The sequence below is a fragment of the Zhengella sedimenti genome (assembly GCF_046506625.1).
In the GTDB taxonomy this organism is placed as follows: domain Bacteria; phylum Pseudomonadota; class Alphaproteobacteria; order Rhizobiales; family Rhizobiaceae; genus Zhengella; species Zhengella sedimenti.
In genome coordinates this window covers 472,448-493,599 of the sequence record NZ_JBKFFP010000002.1, presented here as the reverse complement: position 1 = coordinate 493,599, position 21,152 = coordinate 472,448, and the positions used below count along the sequence as shown (strand labels likewise).

Below are 21,152 nucleotides of genomic sequence, written 5' to 3'. Positions count from 1 at the left end.
GCACCCGACCGCCACGGGCGGCGCCGGGCGGGGCCGCTTCCGGCGAACGGGATGATAAAACGGGGCAGGGCAGTCAATGGGTATTCCCTTCATCGATCTGGGCGCGCAGCAGGCTGGGATCCGCGAGCGCATCGACGCGGCGGTTGCCGGGGTTCTCGACAGCGGTGCCTATGTGATGGGGCCGGCGGTCGCCGCCTTCGAAAAGGAACTTGCGGCGTTCTGCGGCGCGAAACATGCCCTTTCCTGCGCCAATGGAACGGATGCGCTGATGCTGGGCCTGATGGCGTTCGGCGTCCGCGCCGGCGATGCGGTCTTCGTGCCGTCATTCACCTTTGCCGCCACCGCCGAGGTCGTTCCCTGCATGGGCGCGGTTCCCTTCTTCGTCGATATCCTGCCCGGCACCTTCAACATGGACCCGCAGAGCCTCAAGCGCTGCATCGTGGCTGCCCGTGACATGGGGCTCAATCCGCGCATGGTCGTGCCGGTCGACCTGTTCGGCCTGCCCGCCGACATGGGCGCCATCCAGCCGGTCGCCGACGAGGCCGGCCTCGTCGTCATGTGCGACAGCGCGCAGGGCTTCGGCGGGCGCATCGGCAACCGCATGACCGGCACCTTCGGCAAGCTGACGACCACGTCCTTCTTCCCGGCCAAGCCGCTCGGTTGCTATGGCGACGGTGGCGCGGTCTTCACCGACGACGACGAGCTCGCCGCGCTGATCGACAGCTACCGCATCCACGGCAAGGGCACCGACAAGTACGACAACGTGCGCATCGGCATGAATTCACGCCTTGATTCCATCCAGGCGGCCATCCTGTCGGTGAAGCTGTCGATCTATGCGCATGAGATCGAGGCGCGCAACCGCATTGCCGCGCGCTACAACAGGCTCCTGAAGGATCACGTCATCGTCCCGGCCGTGCCCGACGGCTACGAGTCGGTCTGGGCGCAATACACGGTCCGCCTGCCCGATGCCCGCACGCGCAGCGAGGCCCAGACCCATTTGGCAAGGAACGGCATTCCCACGGCGGTCTATTATCCGATCCCGCTGCATCGCCAGACCGCCTACGAAACATTCCCGTCCGACCCGGCCGGCATGAAGGCGACCGATCTCGCCGCCGAGGAGGTGCTGAGCCTGCCTATGCACGCCTATCTCGACGAGGAAACGCAGGACCGCATCGCCGATACGCTCGCCGAGGCGCTCGCCTGAAACCGGTTGTGCCGTCCGGCTCAGGCCGGTACGGCCCTGCCGCGGCGCGGACGCCCGCGCCACAGCAGGAAGCCCATCACCGCGATGTTGACCGCGTTCCAGGCGATGCCGTTGATGAAGGCCGCCTGGTATGAGCCGGTCATGTCGTAGATGGCCCCCGACATCCAGCCGCCGATCGCCATGCCCATGATGGTCGCCATGATGACCAGCCCCGTGCGCTGGCCCGCCTCCGCGGCCGGCATGTATTCGCGCACGATGATGGCGTAGCTCGGCACGATGCCGCCCTGCGAAAGGCCGAAGATGAAGGAGACCACATAGAGCGAGGTCAGCCCGTCGGAGGGCAGGTAGAGCACCAGCGCAAGACCCTGGCCGAGCGAGCCGATCAGCAGGGTGCGCACGCCGCCGATCCGGTCTGCGAGCCAACCCGAGGCAAGCCGCGAGAAGATGCCCGCGCCGAGCATCAGCGCCAGCATGTCGGCACCCCGCGCCACGCCGTAGCCGAGGTCCGCGCACAGTGCCACGATATGGACCTGCGGCATCGACATGGCGATGCAGCAGGCCAGCCCGGCGATGAACAGCATGGCCTGGAGTGACGCGGGCGAAAGGCCCGCATCCATCGGCTGGAAACCGGCCGGCTTTGCCCCGGCGGCCGGTGGCAGGCCGCGCGGCGAGGCCCGGCGCATCATGGCCGTGAGCGGGATCATCAGCGCCAGGCAGGTCACGCCGATCACCGCATAGGTCAGCCGCCAGCCGCCAGCGGCCATCAGCGGCTGCATGACCAGCGGCCAGAACGTGCCGGCCAGATAGTTGCCGCAGGCGACGACCGCGATGGCGATGCCGCGCCGGCGCACGAACCAGTGCGAGATGTCGGCCAGCAGCGGCGCGAAGGCCGCGCCCGCGCCAAGCCCGATCAGGCCCTGCAGCGCCACGACCAGCCAGAAGGCGGGCGCCGCCGCGCAAAGCAGGAAACCCGCGCCGAGCAGCGTGGCGGCGAGCGCCAGCGGCAGCGCCGAACCGTGCCGGTCGATCAGCCGTCCGCCGAACAGGTTGCCGAGCGCGAAACCGATCATGGTCAGCGTATAGGCCAGCGAGGTTTGAGACCGGTCGAGCCCGAACTCCGCTTCCATGGCCGGCAGCACCACGACCACGGACCACATGCCCGCGCCCCCGACCGTTCCGTAGGCAAGGCACGCGCCCATGCGCGTCCAGGCATAGGGCCCGTCAATATCGTCACCCGAACCGGGCTCGGCGGAAAACCAGGAACGCATCCTCACCTCTGTTCCGCCATGTCGTTTCGGGCTTTCCGTCCCGTGGCGGCCGGGCTAAAGCCTTGAGGGGGACAATTTATGCCGGCCGGAGGCCGGCGCAAGGCTGAAATGAAACGGGGTCCGCGACATGACCGATTTTGACGAGGACAGGCTGGCGGAAGCCTATGAGCGGGCGCTGAAGCTGGAGAAGGCCGGTGACGTCGATGGCGCCGAGGCCGCCTGGCGCGAGGTGCTCGCCCTCGATCCGGCCGATCATTGCGGCGCTTCCGTGCGCCTTGCCGCCCTGGGCCGGGCGCCCGATCCGGACAAGGCACCCGACGCCTATGTCGAGACGCTGTTCGACCAGCACGCCGCCGCCTTCGACGAGATCCTCGTCGAACAGCTTGGCTACGCCATACCGTTGCAATTGCGCCAGATGCTGCTGGACCATGCGCCGGGACCGCATCAGCGCGGCCTGGATCTGGGCTGCGGGACGGGACTGACCGGCAGCGCGCTGGATGGCATGGTCGCCGACTTCATCGGCGTCGACATTTCCGAACGGATGGTCGAGATGGCCGACGAGCGCGACGTCTATGACGGGCTCTATGTCGCCGAGGCGGTCGATTTCGTAGAGAATGTCGAGGACGAGGCGCCCTGGGATCTCGTCGCCGCCACCGATGTCATGCCCTATCTGGGCGACCTGGAGCGCCTGGTCGCGGGCGTGGCGCAGCGGACCAATCCGGGCGCGCTCTTCGCCTTTTCCACCGAGACCATGCCGGACGAGGCAATCGGCGGGAAGGGCTGGAAGGTCACGCCGAAGCACCGCTTCGCCCATAGTCCCGCCTATCTCAAGGCGGTGTTGTCGCGTCACGGCTTCACCATCACGCAGATCGAGCCGGTGACCGTGCGCATGGACGAGGGCCAGCCCATTCCGGGCCATCTCGTCCTGGCGCGAAAGGTCAACTGAGCGCGCTCAGGCCGCCCTTGCATCCGCGCGGATCATGTCGGCGGCCTTCTCCGCGATCATCAGCACCGGCGAATTGGTGTTTCCGGACGTGATGGTCGGCATGATGGAGGCGTCAGCCACGCGCAGGCCGTCGAGCCCGTGCACCTTCAGGCGTTCGTCGACCACCGCCATCGGATCGGACCCCATCCTGGCCGTGCCGACCGGGTGGAAGATGGTCGTGCCGATGGCGCCTGCGGCCTCCACCAGTTCCTCGTCGCTCTGGTATTGCGGCCCCGGCATGAATTCCTCCGGGTTGTAGCGCTGCACCGGTTCCTGCGAGACGATCCCGCGCGTGATGCGGATGGCGCGCACTGCGACCTGCTGGTCGTGGGTGGTGGAAAGGTAATTGGGCTGGATGACCGGATGGGCCGCCGGATCGGCCGAGCGGATGCGCACATGGCCGCGGCTGTGCGGACGCAGGTTGCACACCGAGGCGGTGAAGGCAGGGAATGGGTGCAGCGGCTCGCCGAACTTGTTCAGCGACAGCGGCTGCACGTGGTATTGCAGGTCCGGATAGTCCAGCGACGGATCGGATTTCGTGAACGCGCCAAGCTGCGAGGGCGCCATCGACATCGGTCCAGTGCGCTTCAGCATGTATTCCAGCCCGATCTTCGCCTTGCCGAACAGCGAGGCGGCGCGCTGGTTCAGCGTGTCGACGCCGCTCACCTTGAAGGCCATCCGCAGTTGCAGATGGTCCTGCAGGTTCTCGCCGACGCCGTCCATCGCGTGCAGCACCTCGATGCCGTGTTGTTGCAGGACGCCGGCAGGGCCGATGCCGGACAATTGCAGGATCTGTACGCTGCCGAGCGACCCTGCCGACAGGATCACCTCGCCGCGCGCCTTTGCTTCCATGGCCTGGCCGTTCCGGGTGAAGGCAACGCCGGTCACGCGCTTGCCGTCAAGGATGAGGCGGCTGACCTGTGCATTCGTCATCACCGTCAGGTTCGGCCGGTTCATGGCCGGGCGCAGGAAGGCCTTGGCGGTGTTCCAGCGCCAGCCATTGCGCTGGTTGACCCGGAAATAGGAGACGCCCTCGTTGGTGCCGCGGTTGAAGTCGTCGGTTGCCGGAATGCCGGCGGCCACGCAGGCATCGCGGAAGGCGTCGAGAATGTCCCAGCGCAGCCGCTGTTCCTCCACCCGCCATTCGCCGCCAGCGCCGTGCATCTCGTCCGGTCCGGCGTAATAGTCCTCCGATTTCTTGAAGTAGGGCAGCACATCGTCCCAGCCCCAGCCCGTGTTGCCCAGTTGGCGCCAGTGGTCGTAGTCGCCCTTCTGGCCGCGCATGTAGATCATGCCGTTGATGGAGGAGCAGCCGCCGAGCACGCGCCCGCGCGGATAGAGCAGCGAGCGCCCGTTCAGGCCCTTTTCCGCTTCCGTGCTGTAGCCCCAGTCGGTACGCGGATTGCCGATGCAGTAGAGATAGCCGACCGGGACATGCACCCAGATGTAGTCGTCCTTGCCGCCGGCCTCCAGCAGCAGCACGCGCCGGGAGGCGTCCTCCGACAGCCGGTTGGCCAGCGCGCAGCCCGCCGTACCCGCGCCCACGATCACATAGTCGAACTCACCGATGGCTGCCATGGCCTCCCCCTGTTGCCGCCGCGGGAACCGCGCGGCATCCTCCTGCCACGCCATGATGGACTGCCGGGCGCGCAAGGAAAAGGGCAGGCGGTGCAAACCGGTTGGCGCATCCGCGCACGCCCCCGGCCTTATCCTTGCGCGACGACCATGTTGCGCAAGACGCCGATGCCCTCCACCTCCAGTTCCACGATGTCGCCGGATTGCAGGTAGCGGTTCTGCTCCAGTCCGCAGCAATTGCCGACCGTGCCCGAGCCGATCACCTCGCCGGGATGCAGCGTCTCGTCGGCGCTGACATGGGCGATGATGGCGTCGAAGCCGTGCAGCATGCCCGACGTGTCGGACGTCATCCACGGCGTGCCGTTGACGCGCACCTCCACCTTGAGCGCCTGCGGATCGGGGATCTCGTCGCGCGTGACGATCCACGGGCCGAGCGCATTGCCGCTGTCGAAGCTCTTGCCCTTGGCCGGACCGAGCATGCCCTGCATTTCCTTCAACTGTGCGTCACGCGCCGAAAAATCGTTGAAGATCGTGTAGCCGAAGATGTGGTCGAAGGCGTCTTCCCTGGAAATGTTCTTGCCGCGCGAACCGATGACGGCGGCGAATTCCAGCTCGAAATCCATGAATTTCGAATAGCGCGGCCAGGTCACCGTCGCCTCCGGCCCGATCACCGAGAAGCGGTTGGTGATGTAGTAGATCGGCAGGTCGCGATAGACCGCGGGCACGTCGTCGGGCAGTCTGGTCTCAGGCTCGGGCTGGCCTTGCAGCTTTGCCGCCAGCTTCTGCATGCCCGCCGGTGCCTGGCGCACATGCAGCGGGTAGACCGAGGCATCGCGCATCTGCGGCGGCACGGGCAGGGGTGCGAGCAGCTTCACGTCGCCCATGGCGATGCGGTGCTGCGGGCCTGCCCTTTCCAGCGCCATGCGGGCGATGGCCATGCCGTCCGCCCCCGCCTCGATCAGGCTCACCATGGTGTCCAGATAGCCGCGCGCCTCGGCCCCGGCGGCTGCCTTCAGGTCGATGAGCGCGGCGCCATCGTCCACCACGGCGCCGATTCTCTGCTGCAGGTCTTTCTCGTAGGTGGCAAGTTTCATGGTGCTTTTCCTCAATCCCGGAAGATGGCGACCGGCCGGCACCAGCCCGCGCTCGCCGCCTTCACCTTCACGGGAAAACACGCGACCTCGAAACCGGTTGCAGGCAGGCTGTCGAGATTGGCCAGTTTCTCGATATGGCAGTAGCCGTGCACCATGCCGGCACGATGGCCTTCCCATATCAGGGAGGCGTCGCCCGTCTCCGCCACCCGTTTCGCCGTATGGACAAAGGGCGCGTCCCAGCTCCACGCATCCGTGCCGCAGACGCGCACGCCCCGGTCGGTGAGATAAAGCGTGGCTTCCCGGCCCATGCCGCACCCCGTCGCCACGTAATGCGGCTGGCCGTAGGCCGCCCCGGCGGCGGTGTTGACGAGCACGATGTCGCCTGCGGCAAGGTCATGGCCGATCGCCTTGAAGGCCGCATCGATCTCGTCCGCCGTCACCACGTGACCGTCGGCGAAATGGCGGAAATCCAGCTTCACCCCGCGCCCCCAGCACCACTCCAGCGGCACCTCGTCGATGGTGATGGCGCGTTTCCCGCCGTCCATCGTGGAATGGTAGTGGTAGGGCGCGTCGATGTGGGTCCCGTTATGCGTGGACAGCGTCACCTGTTCCACCGCCCAGCCCTCGCCGCCGGGAAGCTGGTCGCGGGTGACACCGGGAAAGAAGGAAAGAAGCTGTTCCGCCGTGTCGTTATGCCCGAAATAGGCGATCTTCGGGCCCAGCCCCGGCGGATCGGCATAGTCGGTGTTTTCCAGCGGGTTGGAGAGGTCGACGATTCTCATGGTCTTGCTCCGTGGTTGCCGGGCCGCGCGAGCCCGTCCGGGTGGCGGGGAGGGCGCATGTCTACCGCCCCAGGATGAAGGTGACGATGGTGGGAAACGCGATGACGGCGACGAGCGTAACCGCCATGACCAGCGCGAAGGGCGCCGCCCCGATGAAAACGTCCTTCAGTTCCACGCCCGTGCCCTTGAGGGTGGACGTGACGACGAAGACGGAAATGCCGAGCGGCGGCGTCAGCAGGCCGATCTCGATGGCCATGACGGTGATAAGGCCGAAATGCACCGGATCGATGCCCAGCCCCTGCGCGATGGGGAAGGCCAGCGGCACAGTGACCAGCATGATCGAGGCGCTGTCGAGAATGGTGCCGAGCACGACGAGGATGGCGCTGAACAGGAGCAGGAAGCCGAACGGCCCGAGGCCGGCCTGCGTCGCCCAGTTGGTCACAGCACCGGGCACGCCGGAAAAGGCCAGCATCCGCCCGTAAATGGCCGCGCCGATGATGAGGAAGCACACCGCCGCGGTGATATGCCCGGTCTGCACCGTGATCCGCCAGGCGCGCGCGGCATCCAGGCGGCGCATGGCGAATGCGATGGCAAGCGCGGCGAAGGCGCCGACAGCGCCGGCCTCCGTCGGCGTGAAGAAACCCAGATAGATGCCACCCAGAACGATGGCCGCCAGGAAGACGACCGGCAGCAGCATGCGCCGGCGCACGTGTTCGCCTTCACCTTCGCCGGCAAGCGCGCCCTTGCCGACCCGCTCTGGCCGGGTCATCCCGATGAAGACGATCCAGGCCGCGAAGCCGGCGGTCAGCAGCAGGCCGGGGCCGATGCCGCCCAGGAACAATTCGCCGATGGAACTGTCGGTCAGCACGGCAAACAGGATGAGCAGCAGGCTTGGCGGGATCAGCATGCCGAGCACCGACGATCCGGCGACGACGCCCGCGGCGAGGCGCTTGTCATAGCCTGCCCGGATCATCTCCGGCACCGAGACCCTCGCGAAGACGGCCGCCGAGGCTATCGAAATGCCGGTGATGGCGGCGAAGACGGCGTTGGAAAAGACCGTGGCAATGCCGAGCCCGCCCGTCAGGCCGCGCATCATGCGGGCGATGACGGCGAAGGTGTCGCGGCCAAGCCCGGTTTCCGACACGGCAATGCCCATCAGCACGAAGAGCGGAACCACGCCGAAGGCATAGTCGGCGATGGAATCGGTGGCCGCCAGCGCCACGAAGTTCAGCGCGAGATTGAGCTTGCCGGTGATCGCCCAGACACCGAACAGCGAAACGGTGGACAGCGCGATGGCCACATGCATGCCGCCCCAGATGAGGATGAGGATGGCGGCCAGCGACACCATGCCGATGGTCAGCGGCTCCATCAGCCTTCCTCCGCCATGCCCGTGCCGGCCCGTGCCCGCTGCGCCGCCTGCCAGCACTGGATGAGGTATGAGAGCGACAGCAGCGCCGATCCGCCGACGATGATGGCGAGGAACGGCCAGACAGGTAGCACGAAATGGCCGACCGCACCCTCGAACTCGCCGCGATCATATGCCTTGATCAGACGCGGCCAGACCGTCCAGGCAAGCGCTGCCGTCAGCGCCGCGCCGGTCGCCTGCGCCAGCGCGTCGAGTGCATGGCCGAGGCGCGGGCGGCGTCGTATCAGGGCGTTCAGCAATCCGTCGGACCGGATCATCTGGCCGCTCACGTGGGTATGCGTGATCTGCAGGAAGACGATGCCCACGATGGAGAACTTCACCATTTCCGGCACGCCTGCGATCGGCGCGGCAAGGACGTTGCGGCCCAGCACATCGGCGACGATCAGCACCATCAGCAGGATGATCCAGGCTGTCGCCGCCACATTGGCCAGCACGGTGACGCCGGAAAACAGGCGCGCAAGGGCATTGGTCGGGTGTCTGGGCATGGCAGGCCTGGTGCGGCTGGCAATGACTGTGGGGCAGGGCGGGGACGCGGGCCGTTGCCGCGCCCCCGGTGAGGGGCTCAGGCGGGCCGCATCATTCCTTCGACCAGTCGCGGATCAGCGTCTCGCCAGCCGCTTCCTGCTTGGCCATGAAGGCCTTGAGGACTTCCGTCCCGGCCAGTCCCGCTGCATCCTGCGCCTTGGCCCATTCCATGGCGATGTTGGGCAGCGTGTCGGCCCAGCGCTTGCGCTCCGCCGGGTCCATCTCCGAGATTTCGGCGCCGGCGGCTTCAAGCGCCGCATAGGCCCCGGCCACCCGCTCTTCCAGGCCCGAACGGTAGGCCTTGGCATAGGCGGCGACGCCCGCCCGGATGGCATCCTGCACGGCTTCGGGCTGTTCCTCGAACCAGCTTTTCTTGGCGACCAGCGCGCCGGCATATTGAGCGCCGAAATGCACCTTCGTGATGTATTTCGCCTGTTCGACCAGCTTGGCCGGCGCGGCTGCCGTGGGGAACACGACGACGCCCTCGATCACGCCGGTCTGCAGGTCGTTGTAATAGGTGGTCAGGTTGCCCGAAACGCCGACGGCGCCCGTTTCCTTGAGCCAGTTGACCGCCGGTCCGGGCGCACCGATCTTCCTGCCCTTCAGGTCGTCGATGGACTTGACCGGGAATTTCGTGATCAGGAAATAATCCTCCAGCCCGAAGCCGCCGGAGAGGTATTCCAGGTCCTTGTCTTCCCACAGCTTGCGCATGTCGGGAATTTCCTCGTGCATCTCCTCGATGGCATCGAAGACGACGGCCGCATCGGGCGAATGGAACGGCGTGACATAGGAGACGTTCTGCAGCGGCAGCAGCGAGGCCTCGAACAGGCTGGAGACGACGCCGATCTGCGCCAGTCCCTCTTCCATGGCCTCCAGTTCGCCGCCCACCTTGGCCAGCGTGCCGCCATAGGCTTCCGTCCAGTTCACCGTGTGGCCGGAGCCTTCCAGTGCCTTGTTGACCGCCGGGATGAAGGCTTCCGGAATGAGCTTCACCCACAGGAAGACCGGCGGATGGCCGGCGACGGTCGTGATGTCGATCTCGTCGGCATGTGCGGCTGGCGAAGACAGGAAGCTGGCGGCGAGCAGGCCCGCGGCCATGATGGTTCTGCGAAGCATGACGGTCCTCCCAAATGACCTGGTGTGATGCCGGGCCTCCCAACCCGGACGTCGTCCCGCGTGGCATCCGCCGTGCGCAGGGACTGGAAAACTATCTGTACGTATGTATTAATTGTCAAGGGATCATGGAGGCCGGCGTGAAGGCAGGCGGAAGACAGCGTGAGGATGGCCGGGTGCTGCGCGGCGAGGCGACGCGCGAGCGCGTGCTCGATGCCGCCGAGCGCCTCTTCGCCGACCATGGCTTCGACGCCGTCTCGATCCGGCAGATCGCGCAGGAGGCGGAGGTGACGCTGGGCGTCGTCGGCTTCCATTCGGGATCGAAGGAAGCGCTGTTCTCAACCATCCTGAAGCGGCGCGTCGACATGCTTTCCGCTGGCCGCAGGGCGGCGCTTGACCGGCTGCTTGCCGAAAAGGGCAGGGGTGCGATCACGCTGCGCGACCTCATGGCAGCTTACATCGACCCCTATATCGATTGCGCTAGCGCCGGAGACCCGCAATGGCTGGCCTATGCGCGCCTGATCGCGCATACCGCGGGCGACAGCCGCTGGTATCCGGCCGTCAAGGATCTCTATGATCCCATGGCGCTGGTCTTCCTCGACGAGATCGCCGCGCTTTATCCGGGGGCCCCGCGTGAAAGGTTGGCCGCAGCCTTCGTCATGTCGGTGGCCGCCATGCTTTCCACCGTGGCGTCCACCACGCGCATGGCCGCTCTCGCTGCCCATGGCGATGTCCTGCCCGCCGCCGATACCGGCGACAGGCTGGCCCGCCACCGTCAGACGCTGATCGACTTCTGCTCAGGCGGGATCGAACGCGCCGTCTCGGCCTGAGCCTTCGCCGCTTCCGCCGCCATCCAGTCGCGCACGCGCCCTGCCTGCGGCGACAGGTCCCGCCCCTTCGGCCACAGGATGTGGAAACCGTAGGCGGTCGACAACGCGTGCCCCGTCACCCGGACCAGCAGGCCGGTATCGACAAGGCGCTGTACCAGGTGGCGCCAGCCGAGCGCGATGCCCTGGCCCTCCATCACCGCCTGGATGACGAGGACGTAATCGTTGATGAGCAGGGCGCGCGGCGCCACCTCCGCCGCCACGCCGGCGCTTTTCAGCCAGTCCTTCCAGTCCGTTGCATCCCGGTAAGGCTCTTCCAGGTGAATGAGGCGATGGTGGACGAGATCCTGCGGCGTTTCCGGCAGCCCGTGGCGTTGCGCATAGAGCGGACTGGCGACGGCATAGATTTCCTCCGCCGCCAGCAGCATGCTGTCATAGGCCGGCCATTGGGCCGGGACGCCGCCGCGCACGCCGAGCGGAATGTTTTCCCTCTGGAAATCGATGTCGCGATCCGACGTCTGGATGCGGATGTCGATGTCGGGCAGGGCCTCGCGGAAATCCTGCAGGCGCGGCATCAGCCAGAAGGAGGCGAAGGCCGTTGATGCCAGCACGGTGACGTTCCTGCCCGTCCCCAGCGAGCGCAATTCCTCCGCCGACTTGCGGATGTGGTTCAGCCCCAGCGTCACGTCGGTGAAGAAGCGTTCACCGGCCTCGGAAAGCCGCACCTTGCGGTGCTCGCGCAGGAACAGCGGCACGCCCAACTGGTCTTCCAGGCCGCGAATGGCATAGGAGACAGCCGCCTGGCTCATGCCCAGTTCCCGCGCCGCGCGCGTGAAGGATGAAAGCCGCCCGGCAGCTTCGAAGACGATGAGGGCGCCCGCGGAGGGCAGCAGGTGGCGCAGGCTTTGCATAAACCCAGCTTATACAAATGATGAAGATTTTCCAGCGTCACGGGCACCCGCCGAGCGGTTACCGTGAATGCATTCGAAGCGTGTATCGGAGGGGGAGATCATGGAAGCGGGCATGGGAGAAGACATCATGATCGAAACGGTCGCTGCCGCCGCGCCTTTGCGCCGCGAACGCCGGGGCCGCAATGCCCGCGTGGAAGCCCGCTCGCACGGGCCACAGGGCATCGGCCGGCCCTATGTCGTGCGCAACATCCCCACCTACGACATCCTTGGCGAGGAAAGCCTCGTGCGCATCGAGGAAACCGCCGACCGGATTCTCGCCGAGATCGGCATCGAGTTCCGGGGCGACCCGGAGGCGCTCGATCTCTGGCGCAAGGCCGGCGCGGAAGTCTCTGGCGAACTGGTGAAATTCCCCGTTGGCATGTTGCGCGAAATCCTGAAGACCGCACCGGCCGAGTTCACCCAGCACGCCCGCAACCCGGCCAACTCCGTCCGCATCGGTGGCCGCAACGTGGTCTTCGCACCGGCCTATGGCTCGCCCTTCGTCATGGATCTCGACAAGGGGCGGCGCTACGGCACCATCGAGGACTTTCGCAATTTCATCAGGCTTGCCCAGTCCTCGCCATGGCTCCACCATTCCGGCGGCACCATTTGCGAACCGGTGGACGTGCCGGTCAACAAGCGCCATCTCGATATGATCGATGCGCATCTGCGCTTTTCGGACCGTCCGTTCATGGGCTCCATCACGGCCGAGGAACGCGCCGAGGATTCCATCGCCATGGCCCGGATCGTCTTCGGGGCCGGGTTCGTCGAGGACAATTGCGTCATTCTCGGCAATATGAACGTCAACTCGCCGCTGGTCTGGGATGCGACGATGACGACGGTGCTGCGCGCCTATGCCCGCGCCAACCAGGGCAGCGTCGTCGTGCCATTCATCCTGGGCGGCGCCATGGGGCCGGTCACCAATGCCGGCGCCATCGCGCAGGCCCATGCCGAAACCATGGCAGGATGCGCGCTGACCCAACTGGAACGCCCCGGCGCGCCGGTCGTCTATGGCAACTTCCTGTCCTCCATGTCGCTGCGCTCGGGCTCGCCCACCTTCGGGACGCCGGAACCGGCCATCGGCTCCATGGTCGTCGGCCAGCTTGCCCGCCGGCTGAACCTGCCGCTGCGCTGCTCCGGCAACTTCACCACCTCGAAACTGCCTGACGCCCAGGCGATGAACGAGGGCACCATGTCCATGCTCGCCGCCATTCATTGCGGCGCGAATTTCATCCTTCATTCGGCCGGGTTCCTCGACGGCCTGCTGTCCATGTCCTACGAGAAGTTCATGATGGATGCGGACCTTTGCGGCGCGCTGCATTCCTATCTCGATGGCGTGAAGGTGGATGACAACGAACTGGCCTTCGAGGCCTTCCGCGAGGTCGGCCCCGGCAATCATTTCTTCGGCTGCGCCCATACCATGGGCAATTACCAGTCGGCCTTCTGGGACAGCGAGATCGCCGACAACGATCCGTTCGAGAAATGGGAACTCGGCGGCTCGGTCGATGCGATGACGCGCGCCAACCTTTTGTGGAAGAAACGCCTGGCCGAATTCGAGGTGCCGCCGCTCGACGAGGCAATCGGCGAGGCCCTGCGCGACTTCATCGCCCGCCGCAAGGCCTCCATGGATGACGCGTGGTATTGATCCGCGCTGCCGCGGCGGGCACGGTTTCATCGTCCGCCAATGGCCCGCCCTGACCGAAGAAACCCGATTGACGGCCTGACCATGTCCAGCGATCCCATCCTCCAGCCCTTCCAGCTTCGTCACCTGACGCTGAAGAACCGCCTCATGTCGACCGCGCATGAACCGTCCTATTCGGAGGACGGGATGCCGAAGGACCGCTATCGTCTCTACCATGTCGAGAAGGCGAAGGGCGGCATCGCGCTGACCATGACCGCCGGCTCGGCCATCGTCTCGCCCGACAGCCCGCCGGCCTTCGGCAACCTCTTCGCCTACAAGGACGAGATCGTGCCCTGGCTGAAGCGCCTTGCCGACGAGTGCCACGAACACGGCTGCGCGGTCATGATCCAGATGACCCATCTGGGCCGGCGCACCAACTGGAACAAGGGTGACTGGCTACCCGTCGTCTCGCCGTCGCCGGTGCGCGAACCGGCCCACCGCGCCTTTCCCAAGCAGATCGAGGACTGGGACATCGCGCGCATCATCGCCGATTTCGCAGCCGCCGCGGCCCGTATGAAGGCAGCCGGCCTCGACGGCATCGAGATCGAGGCCTACGGCCATCTGGTGGACGCCTTCTGGTCGCCCGCCACCAATCGCCGCGAGGATGAATGGGGCGGTTCGCTGGACAACCGGCTGCGCTTCTTCTGGGCGGTCGCCGATGCCATCCGCGCCGAGGTCGGGCCGGATTTCATCGTCGGCACGCGCATGGTGGCCGACGAAGACCGGGAAGGCGGGCTGACAAAGGCCGAGGGCATGGAAATCGCGCGCCGCATCGCCGCCTCTGGCAAGCTCGACTTCATCAATCTCATCCGCGGGCATATCGACCACGACGCGCCGCTGACCGATGTCATTCCGGTGTCGGGGATGCGTTCCGCCCCGCATCTGGATTTCGCCGGCGAGGTGCGCGCCGCAACGAAATTCCCTGTCTTCCATGCCGCCCGCATCGCCGATGTCGCCACCGCCCGCCATGCCATCGCGGAGGGCAAGCTGGACATGGTGGGGATGACCCGGCCGCATATCGCCGAGCCGCATATCGTGCGCAAGGTGATAAGCGGCGAGGAGCACCGCATCCGCCCCTGCGTCGGCGCGACCTATTGCCTGGACCGCATCTACGAGGGTGGCGAGGCGCTGTGCATCCACAACGCCGCCACCGGCCGCGAGGCGTCCATGCCCCATGTCATCGCGCCGGCGGCAGGGCTGAGGCGCCGCGCCGTCGTGGTGGGTGCCGGTCCGGCCGGACTGGAAGCCGCGCGCGTGCTGGGCGAACGCGGCCATGACGTCACGGTGCTGGAGGCGTCCGGACAGGCGGGCGGCCAGGTGCGCCTCGCCGCTCAGAACCCGCGCCGTCGCGAATTCCTCGGCATCATCGACTGGCGGCTGTCCGAACTGGAGCGCCTCGGCGTTGCCATCCGCTACGACACTTGGGCGGAGGAGGCGGATGTCCTGTCACTCGAGCCCGATCTCGTGGTGATCGCCACCGGCGGGGTGCCGCAGAATCCGCCCATGAAGGAAGGTGCCGATCTCGTTGTTTCCAGTTGGGACATCCTTTCAGCCGCGGTGAAGCCGCAGGGCGAGGTGCTGGTCTATGATGACCATGGCGGCCATCAGGCCATGGGCGCGGCAGAGGCTGTCCTGGCCGCCGGGGCGAAGCTCGAACTGGTTTCGCCGGAACGCTTCTTTGCGCCCGATGTCGGCGGCATGAACCTTGTCCCCTACATGAAGGCACTGCAGAAGGGCGGGGCACGCATCACCATTGCGACGAAGCTGACGGGTGTGCATCGGCAGGGCAACAGGCTCGTGGCCACACTGGGCTCTCCCTATGACGAAGCCCATGCCGAGGAAAGGCTCGCCGACATGGTCGTGGTCGAGCACGGCACCGCACCGCTGGACGAACTTTACCATGCGCTCAAGCCGCTGTCGCGCAACCTGGGAGCCGTGGACTATGGTGAACTCGTCGCGGGAAGCGGAGCGATTTTCCCCCAAGGCAGGCCAGGCGCCGCATTCGATCTCGTGCGCATCGGCGATGCCGTCGCCTCGCGCAACATCCATGCGGCCATCTATGACGGCCTGCGCTTCATGAAGGATCTCTAGCCGGCGACGTCGCACCGCTGCCGAAAGAAGCGTGCAGGCAGAGCACGCAAAGCCCGATGAACAGCGAATCGTGGATGTCGTGCCCGAAGGCGATGCCGGTCGTCCCGCTCAGCACGTAGGGTATGTAGAGCGCGCATCCGGCCGCCAGGGCGTTCCTTCCGTCTGCATGGTTCCGGTTCATCCAGAGCAGGACGAGCGGTGCGAGAAAGGCGGCCAGGAAACCGATGAGGTTGACGGCCCCGCCACGCACCATGACGTTCAGCAGGCCGTTGTGGAAATGGGTCATGGCGAAGTCGTAGCGGCTCAGTTCCGCATTGCGTTCGGCCATCAGCGCCGGAATGTCGCCGCCGCCATGGCCGACGAGCGGCTTTTCCGCGATGAGACTCACGGCGGACCGCCACAGGATGAGGCGCTGGCCGAACGAGGTGTTCAGATCGCCCTGCCGGGCCTTTTCGACGTCGGCGACGACCGCTTGCAAGCGTTCGTGAACGGGTGGAAGAAAAGCGTAGGCGCCAAGACCGGCCGCGCCCATCAGGATCAGTGCCCCGGCCAGCGGCAGGGCGGAGCGTTTGCCGGGGCGAAGGTGGATGGCGGCCAGCACGGCGGGAGACATGACCAGCGCGATCCAGAACGTGCGGCTGCCGCTCAGGATCACCAGCGCCGCCGCGGCCAGCGCGCCCGCCAGGCAGAACCAGCGCAACCGCCCGGTCAGGCGGATCACGCCATCGACGGCCAGACCGTACATGACCGCTGCGGCAAGCCCGAGCACCAGCGGATTTCCGGCCATCAGTTCGATCCGCATGCCGGCGTGAAACGGGAACAGCGGCACCGCGGCCAGGCCGGCGATCGCGCCTGCGGCTGCGCCGGGCGGGAGTGCTGCCAGGAGACGCCGGCCAGAAACGGCAAGGAGCGCGAAAAGCGGCAGAGCGCCCAGGAAGGGAAGGTTTTCGCCGATCTCCTTGAGCCCGTCTTCGCCCAGCCCTGCCAGTACCGTGGTGAAGGCCTCGGTGAAGAAGAAAAGCGCGAAAGCGCCCGCCGCCAGCCACGCCTGCCGGTGCGCCGGAAGCGCGATTCGGTGCGCCAGCAGCAGCAGCGCGCCCCAGCCCATGGTGATGGCAATCGCCACGACGACACCGCTGCCGGCCAGCGGCACGCCGCCGGCAACGAAAACGGCGAACAGGAGATTGGCCGCCACGAGCGCCTGGCCGCCGGGCGATGTGAGATAGCGCAGGATCAGGGCGGGATAGGCGCGCATGGGCTCCGGGACGCGAACGGTACGGGCCGGCCGTCCCGCTCTCGGGTCACGGCCGGTCCACGAATTGACCTCATGCGTTTAAGCATGTCCGGAGAAAAGGGGAAACGGCTTTTCGGACACCGCCGGGCGGCGGGACCGGCCCGGCAAGGTCCGGACCGGCTTGCAAGGCCGGTCAGTGGATCAGCGACCCGCCATTCACGTCGACTTCCGTTCCGGTGCAGTAGGCCGACAGGTCCGAAGCAAGGAACAGGGCGCAGCCGGCCACGTCGGAGGCCTCACCGGCACGCCCCATGGGGATGCCTTCCAGGATCTGCTCCTTCATTTCCGGCGTTAGCTTGCCGGCGGTGATGTCGGTGGCGATGAAGCCGGGGCAGATGGCGTTGACGCGCACGCCCGCCGGCGCCAGTTCGCGCGCCATGGCCTTGGTCAGGCCGAGGATGCCGGCCTTGGCCGCGGAATAGTGCGGTCCGCCGAATATGCCGCCGCCGCGCTGTGCCGAAACCGATGAAAGGTTGACGATGGAGCCGGACCCGGCACGGCGCATCCCCGGAATGACGGCCTGGCTCATGTAGAGCGTGCCGCGCAGGTTCACGTCGAGAACCGCGTCGTAGTTTTCCGGCTGGATGTCCATGATCTTCAGCGGCTGGGTGATGCCGGCATTGTTGATCAGGATGTCGATCCGCCCCCGGAGCCTTTCCAGTTCCGCAACGGCGGCCTCGCAGGCCGCCTTGTCGGTCACGTCGCAGGCCAGGCCCGCATGGCCTCCGCCCGGCAGGTCGGCTGCCGCGGCCTTCGCCGCGTCGGCGTCGAGATCGAGAATGGCGACCGTCGCGCCGTGTTCGGCGAACAGCTTCGCCGTCGCCTTGCCAAGGCCGCGCGGGCTGGCCGCGCCGGTGACGATCGCGAACTTTCCTTCAAGCAGGCCCATGGCCCTTGTCTCCTGTTTCGATGCGTCTGGTCGTGGAGCGTGGCTCAGAGCCAGCCCCTGATCTGTTCCGCCACCCTGGCGGTGGAAATTCCGTACATCTCGTGCAGCGTCGGCAGAGCCCCGGCCTCCAGGAATGCGTCGGGCAGGCCGATCATGCGGAAGGTCGGCGTTACGCCGCTGACGAGCAGGGCGCGCGCCACGGCCTCGCCCAGTCCGCCATTGACCGTATGGTTTTCCGCCGTCACCACCAGCCGCGTGCCTTTCGCCGCCTCGCCCACGATGGTCGGCGTATCCAGCGGCTTGATGGTCGGCACATGCAGCACCGCCACCTCGATGCCCTGTCCGGCCAGCAGCACCGCGGCATCGAGCGCGCGCATGGTCATGATGCCCGTGGAGACGACGAGCACGTCCCGGCCCTCGCGGATCATCTGGGCCTTGCCAAGCTGGAAGCGGTAGTCCGGCTTGTGGCGGGTCAGCACCGAGGGGACCTTGCCGCGCAGCAGCCGGGTGTAGACAGGCCCGTCATGCGCGGCGATCTGCGGCACCATGCCAATGATGTCGTCGGCATCGCACGGGTCGATGATCGTCATGTTCGGCAGGCCGCGGAAGATCGCCAGGTCCTCGGTCGCCTGGTGGCTCGGGCCGTAGCCGGTGGTCAGGCCGGGCAGGGCGCAGGCGATCTTCACCGGCAGGTTCTCCTCCGCGATCGCCATGGCAATGAAGTCGTAGGCGCGCCGCGCGGCGAACACCGCGTAGGTGGTGGCAAACGGCAGGAAACCCTCGCGCGCAAGGCCGGCGGCCGCCGACATCAGAAGCTGCTCGGCCATGCCCATCTGGTAGAAGCGGTCGGGCAGGGCTTCGGCGAGGATGTGCAGGTCGGTATACTTGCCCAGGTCGGCTGTCAGCCCGACGACCCGCTCGTCCTTGCGGGCAAGCTCGACCAGCGCGTGGCCGAAGGGCGCGGAAACCGTTTCATAGCCCTCCGCCGCCAGCGACGCGATCATCGCGGAGGTGGCTGCCTTTGTAGCGGGCGGCTTGCGCGGCTCGTGTTTCCGCTTCATCGAGGCAAGCGTCATGACGGCTTTTCCTCTTCCAGGACGGCCAGCGCCCTGGCCCATTCATCGGGCTCGACGCGCACGAAATGGGTAATCTCGCGCGCTTCGAGGAAATCGACGCCCTTGCACATGGTCGTGTCGAAGATGATGACGCGCGGCTGCGGCCCGGGGTGATCGCGCGCCGCGTCGAAGGCAGCCACGACGGCGTCCAGATCGTTGCCGTCGACCCGCTGCGCATGCCATCCGAAGGCCGCCCATTTCGCTTCTTCCGGCATGCGGGCCAACGCGTCGGTGGTCCTGCCGTCGGCCTGCTGGTCGTTGAAATCGACAAGGCAGACGAGATTGCCGAGCCCGTGCTGCACCGCCGACATGGCCGCTTCCCAGGTCGAGCCTTCGCCCAGTTCCCCGTCCGACATCAGGTTGTAGACGAAGGCCGGGCTCTTCTTGCGCTTCAGGCCGAGCGCGGCGCCCACCGCGATCCCGAGTCCCTGGCCGAGCGACCCGCCGGTGATCTCCATTCCCGGCGTGTAGGACGCCATGCCGGACATGGGCAGGCGGCTGTCATCCATGCCGTAGGTTTCAAGCTCGTCTTCCGGCAGGATGCCGGCCTCCATCAGCGCCGCGTAGAGCGCGATGGCGTAGTGACCGATGGAGAGATAGAAACGGTCGCGGCCCTCCCATCCGGAATCCTCGGCGCGATATTCGAGCGCGTGGAAATAGGCTGCGGCGAGGACGTCGGCAATGCCCAGCGCCTGGCCGACATAGCCCTGGCCCTGCACCTCTGCCATCAGCAGCGCCTTGCGGCGGATGTTCCATGCGCGCAACGCAAGCGGCATGTTCGAAGCGCGTTGCGGACGGCCGGCATCCATGTCGGGCTCCTCCCTGTGGCATTTCCCGGTTTGCTGGATATACCGCTGCAAGGCATCCGTCGTTCGCGAAAAATTACAGAGGTATGAAGCAGGACTGAAGAACTGTCCGGTCCGGCCGGTTCGCCGCACGGATCTCTGCGCGCCCGCTTCGGCGGCGGGCAGTCGCGGCAGCCTGCCTTCGCCTCTGACCGGATCCCTGTATCGGACCACATCGGGGGTTGTGCGCCGGACAGGCGGTTTTCATCCGCAAATCCGCATTTGCCCTGTTGACAAGGGCATGCGCATGAATAATGAATCACTAGTCATTATTTTGCTTTGGGAGGAGCTCGATGGACGCTGGATGGTCCCCATCCGACATCGCGTTTCGGGACGAGGTCAGGGCTTTCACGCGGGAGAACCTGCCTGCCGACATTCGCGACAAGGTGATGAGCGGGCGTCCGCTGGCGCGCTCCGACCACATGCGCTGGCAGGACATCCTGGCGCGCAAGGGCTGGATCGCCGGGTTCTGGCCGGAGCGCTACGGCGGTTGCGACTGGACGCCGGCGCAAAGCTACATCTTCCAGGAAGAGACCACCTATGCCGGCGCGCCCTGGCTCCTGCCGTTCGGTGTCAACTATGTGGGGCCGGTCATCTACACCTATGGCACGGAAGAGCAGAAGGCGCGCCATCTGCCCGGCATCGTGTCGAACGAGGTGTTCTGGTGCCAGGGCTATTCCGAGCCGAATGCCGGTTCCGATCTTGCCCGCCTTTCCACCCGTGCCGAGCGCGACGGCGACCATTATGTCGTCAACGGCTCCAAGATCTGGACCTCCATGGCTCACTGGGCCGACTGGATCTTCGCGCTGGTGCGCACCGATCCGCAGGTCCGGCCGCAGGCAGGCATTTCATTCCTGCTGATCGACCTGCGTTCCCCCGGCATCTCGATCCGGCCGATCCGCTCCATCGAGGGGGCGCATCATCTCAACCAGGTGTTCTTCGACAATGTCCGCGTTCCGGTGGAAAACCGCATCGGCGAGGAGAACAAGGGCTGGACCTACGCCAAGTACCTTCTCGGTCACGAACGTGTCCTGTCGGCCGAGATCGGCAAGGCCAAGCGGATGCTGGACCGGCTGCGCGCCCTGGCCGGCGAGCGCGGCGTGTCGAACGACTACCGCTATCTCGACCGTTTGAACCGGCTTGAGACCGACCTGCTGGCCCTGGAATGGACCACGCTGCGCATGCTGGAGGCCGTCATGGACGGCTCGGCGCCCGGCTACGAGGCCTCTGTCCTCAAGCTGCGCGGCTCGACGATCGTGCAGGCCATCGCGGAGGCGACGGCGGATACGCTCGGCCCGGAGGCCGTTCCCTACGACCCGGCCCTGATCGCGGAAGGAACGAACGATCCCGGCAGCGAACTGGCCCGCCACATGGGCATCGTGTCGGAATTCCTGTTCCAGCGCGCCCCGACCATCTGGGGCGGCAGCAACGAAATCCAGCGAAACATCATTTCCAAGCACGCGCTTGGTCTCGGCTAGGGTGAGGCAG

General features: G+C 66.5%; 18 protein-coding genes. 6 read left to right on the top strand and 12 right to left on the bottom strand.

Annotated elements, in window-relative coordinates; translation table 11 throughout:
* Nucleotides 1-76 precede the first annotated feature (76 nt).
* A complete protein-coding gene (locus ACLB6G_RS08040; RefSeq protein WP_410355625.1) occupies nt 77-1,204 on the top strand; it encodes a DegT/DnrJ/EryC1/StrS family aminotransferase in 1,128 nt (375 codons plus the stop codon).
* Nucleotides 1,205-1,224: 20 nt separating this feature from the next.
* On the opposite strand, the gene ACLB6G_RS08035 is transcribed toward ACLB6G_RS08040, so the two are convergent.
* Nucleotides 1,225-2,472, bottom strand: a complete 1,248-nt coding sequence (locus ACLB6G_RS08035; protein ID WP_410355624.1) for an MFS transporter — start codon at nt 2,470-2,472, stop codon at nt 1,225-1,227.
* A gap of 127 nt (nt 2,473-2,599) precedes the next feature.
* Here ACLB6G_RS08035 and ACLB6G_RS08030 point away from each other — a divergent pair, with 127 nt between their 5' ends.
* The gene (locus ACLB6G_RS08030; protein ID WP_410355623.1) at nt 2,600-3,418 is read left to right on the top strand and encodes a class I SAM-dependent DNA methyltransferase; all 819 of its coding nucleotides are present in this window, start codon (nt 2,600-2,602) and stop codon (nt 3,416-3,418) included.
* A gap of 6 nt (nt 3,419-3,424) precedes the next feature.
* Here the strand turns inward: ACLB6G_RS08030 and ACLB6G_RS08025 are convergent, their stop codons facing one another.
* From ACLB6G_RS08025 to ACLB6G_RS08000, 6 genes are all read right to left on the bottom strand, one after another.
* Entirely contained in the window at nt 3,425-5,035 is a 1,611-nt protein-coding gene (locus ACLB6G_RS08025) for a GMC family oxidoreductase (protein ID WP_410355622.1), read from the bottom strand.
* A gap of 128 nt (nt 5,036-5,163) precedes the next feature.
* A complete protein-coding gene (locus ACLB6G_RS08020) occupies nt 5,164-6,126 on the bottom strand; it encodes a fumarylacetoacetate hydrolase family protein (RefSeq protein WP_410355621.1) in 963 nt (320 codons plus the stop codon).
* A gap of 11 nt (nt 6,127-6,137) precedes the next feature.
* Nucleotides 6,138-6,908, bottom strand: coding sequence for a cyclase family protein (locus tag ACLB6G_RS08015; protein ID WP_410355620.1), 771 nt, complete (start codon nt 6,906-6,908; stop codon nt 6,138-6,140).
* 61 nt (nt 6,909-6,969) lie between these two features.
* On the bottom strand, nt 6,970-8,277 hold the full coding sequence (locus ACLB6G_RS08010) for a TRAP transporter large permease (protein ID WP_410355619.1): 1,308 nt from the start codon (nt 8,275-8,277) through the stop codon (nt 6,970-6,972).
* On the bottom strand, nt 8,277-8,819 hold the full coding sequence (locus ACLB6G_RS08005) for a TRAP transporter small permease subunit (RefSeq protein ID WP_410355618.1): 543 nt from the start codon (nt 8,817-8,819) through the stop codon (nt 8,277-8,279). Before ACLB6G_RS08005 ends, ACLB6G_RS08010 begins: the two co-directional genes overlap by 1 nt.
* Before the next feature lie 91 nt (nt 8,820-8,910).
* Nucleotides 8,911-9,975, bottom strand: a complete 1,065-nt coding sequence (locus tag ACLB6G_RS08000) for a C4-dicarboxylate TRAP transporter substrate-binding protein (protein ID WP_410355617.1) — start codon at nt 9,973-9,975, stop codon at nt 8,911-8,913.
* Between the two features lie 137 nt (nt 9,976-10,112).
* Here ACLB6G_RS08000 and ACLB6G_RS07995 point away from each other — a divergent pair, with 137 nt between their 5' ends.
* A complete protein-coding gene (locus tag ACLB6G_RS07995) occupies nt 10,113-10,802 on the top strand; it encodes a TetR/AcrR family transcriptional regulator (protein WP_410355616.1) in 690 nt (229 codons plus the stop codon).
* On the opposite strand, the gene ACLB6G_RS07990 is transcribed toward ACLB6G_RS07995, so the two are convergent.
* Nucleotides 10,748-11,710: a LysR substrate-binding domain-containing protein gene (locus ACLB6G_RS07990; RefSeq protein ID WP_410355615.1), complete on the bottom strand. Its 963-nt coding sequence runs from the start codon at nt 11,708-11,710 to the stop codon at nt 10,748-10,750. The two genes, ACLB6G_RS07995 and ACLB6G_RS07990, sit on opposite strands and share 55 nt — an antisense overlap.
* A 127-nt stretch (nt 11,711-11,837) precedes the next feature.
* Between ACLB6G_RS07990 and ACLB6G_RS07985 the strand changes: the two genes are divergently transcribed.
* A complete protein-coding gene (locus ACLB6G_RS07985) occupies nt 11,838-13,394 on the top strand; it encodes a trimethylamine methyltransferase family protein (protein ID WP_410355909.1) in 1,557 nt (518 codons plus the stop codon).
* 81 nt (nt 13,395-13,475) lie between these two features.
* Nucleotides 13,476-15,521 carry an oxidoreductase gene (locus ACLB6G_RS07980; RefSeq protein ID WP_410355614.1) on the top strand — a complete coding sequence of 682 codons (2,046 nt, stop codon included), beginning with the start codon at nt 13,476-13,478 and terminating at the stop codon, nt 15,519-15,521.
* On the opposite strand, the gene ACLB6G_RS07975 is transcribed toward ACLB6G_RS07980, so the two are convergent.
* The 4 genes from ACLB6G_RS07975 to ACLB6G_RS07960 all read right to left on the bottom strand — a co-directional run bounded on the left by ACLB6G_RS07975 (nt 15,505) and on the right by ACLB6G_RS07960 (nt 19,628).
* Nucleotides 15,505-16,776, bottom strand: coding sequence for an O-antigen ligase family protein (locus ACLB6G_RS07975; RefSeq protein ID WP_410355613.1), 1,272 nt, complete (start codon nt 16,774-16,776; stop codon nt 15,505-15,507). The two genes, ACLB6G_RS07980 and ACLB6G_RS07975, sit on opposite strands and share 17 nt — an antisense overlap.
* Before the next feature lie 172 nt (nt 16,777-16,948).
* A complete protein-coding gene (locus ACLB6G_RS07970; protein ID WP_410355612.1) occupies nt 16,949-17,704 on the bottom strand; it encodes an SDR family NAD(P)-dependent oxidoreductase in 756 nt (251 codons plus the stop codon).
* Between the two features lie 44 nt (nt 17,705-17,748).
* Nucleotides 17,749-18,780, bottom strand: a complete 1,032-nt coding sequence (locus tag ACLB6G_RS07965) for a transketolase family protein (protein WP_410355611.1) — start codon at nt 18,778-18,780, stop codon at nt 17,749-17,751.
* Entirely contained in the window at nt 18,777-19,628 is an 852-nt protein-coding gene (locus ACLB6G_RS07960; RefSeq protein WP_410355610.1) for a transketolase, read from the bottom strand. Before ACLB6G_RS07960 ends, ACLB6G_RS07965 begins: the two co-directional genes overlap by 4 nt.
* A gap of 329 nt (nt 19,629-19,957) precedes the next feature.
* Here ACLB6G_RS07960 and ACLB6G_RS07955 point away from each other — a divergent pair, with 329 nt between their 5' ends.
* Entirely contained in the window at nt 19,958-21,142 is a 1,185-nt protein-coding gene (locus ACLB6G_RS07955) for an acyl-CoA dehydrogenase family protein (RefSeq protein WP_410355609.1), read from the top strand.
* Nucleotides 21,143-21,152 lie beyond the last annotated feature (10 nt).

Coding starts and splice junctions, on each gene's coding strand:
- ACLB6G_RS07955 (WP_410355609.1), top strand. CDS start 19,958: ATGGACGCTGGATGGTCCCCATCCGACATCGCGTTTCGGGACGAGGTC.
- ACLB6G_RS07975 (WP_410355613.1), bottom strand. CDS start 16,776: ATGCGCGCCTATCCCGCCCTGATCCTGCGCTATCTCACATCGCCCGGC.
- ACLB6G_RS07990 (WP_410355615.1), bottom strand. CDS start 11,710: ATGCAAAGCCTGCGCCACCTGCTGCCCTCCGCGGGCGCCCTCATCGTC.
- ACLB6G_RS08000 (WP_410355617.1), bottom strand. CDS start 9,975: ATGCTTCGCAGAACCATCATGGCCGCGGGCCTGCTCGCCGCCAGCTTC.
- ACLB6G_RS07965 (WP_410355611.1), bottom strand. CDS start 18,780: ATGACGCTTGCCTCGATGAAGCGGAAACACGAGCCGCGCAAGCCGCCC.
- ACLB6G_RS07985 (WP_410355909.1), top strand. CDS start 11,838: ATGATCGAAACGGTCGCTGCCGCCGCGCCTTTGCGCCGCGAACGCCGG.
- ACLB6G_RS08015 (WP_410355620.1), bottom strand. CDS start 6,908: ATGAGAATCGTCGACCTCTCCAACCCGCTGGAAAACACCGACTATGCC.
- ACLB6G_RS08020 (WP_410355621.1), bottom strand. CDS start 6,126: ATGAAACTTGCCACCTACGAGAAAGACCTGCAGCAGAGAATCGGCGCC.
- ACLB6G_RS08010 (WP_410355619.1), bottom strand. CDS start 8,277: ATGGAGCCGCTGACCATCGGCATGGTGTCGCTGGCCGCCATCCTCATC.
- ACLB6G_RS07970 (WP_410355612.1), bottom strand. CDS start 17,704: ATGGGCCTGCTTGAAGGAAAGTTCGCGATCGTCACCGGCGCGGCCAGC.
- ACLB6G_RS08030 (WP_410355623.1), top strand. CDS start 2,600: ATGACCGATTTTGACGAGGACAGGCTGGCGGAAGCCTATGAGCGGGCG.
- ACLB6G_RS08040 (WP_410355625.1), top strand. CDS start 77: ATGGGTATTCCCTTCATCGATCTGGGCGCGCAGCAGGCTGGGATCCGC.
- ACLB6G_RS07980 (WP_410355614.1), top strand. CDS start 13,476: ATGTCCAGCGATCCCATCCTCCAGCCCTTCCAGCTTCGTCACCTGACG.
- ACLB6G_RS08035 (WP_410355624.1), bottom strand. CDS start 2,472: ATGCGTTCCTGGTTTTCCGCCGAGCCCGGTTCGGGTGACGATATTGAC.
- ACLB6G_RS08005 (WP_410355618.1), bottom strand. CDS start 8,819: ATGCCCAGACACCCGACCAATGCCCTTGCGCGCCTGTTTTCCGGCGTC.
- ACLB6G_RS08025 (WP_410355622.1), bottom strand. CDS start 5,035: ATGGCAGCCATCGGTGAGTTCGACTATGTGATCGTGGGCGCGGGTACG.
- ACLB6G_RS07960 (WP_410355610.1), bottom strand. CDS start 19,628: ATGGATGCCGGCCGTCCGCAACGCGCTTCGAACATGCCGCTTGCGTTG.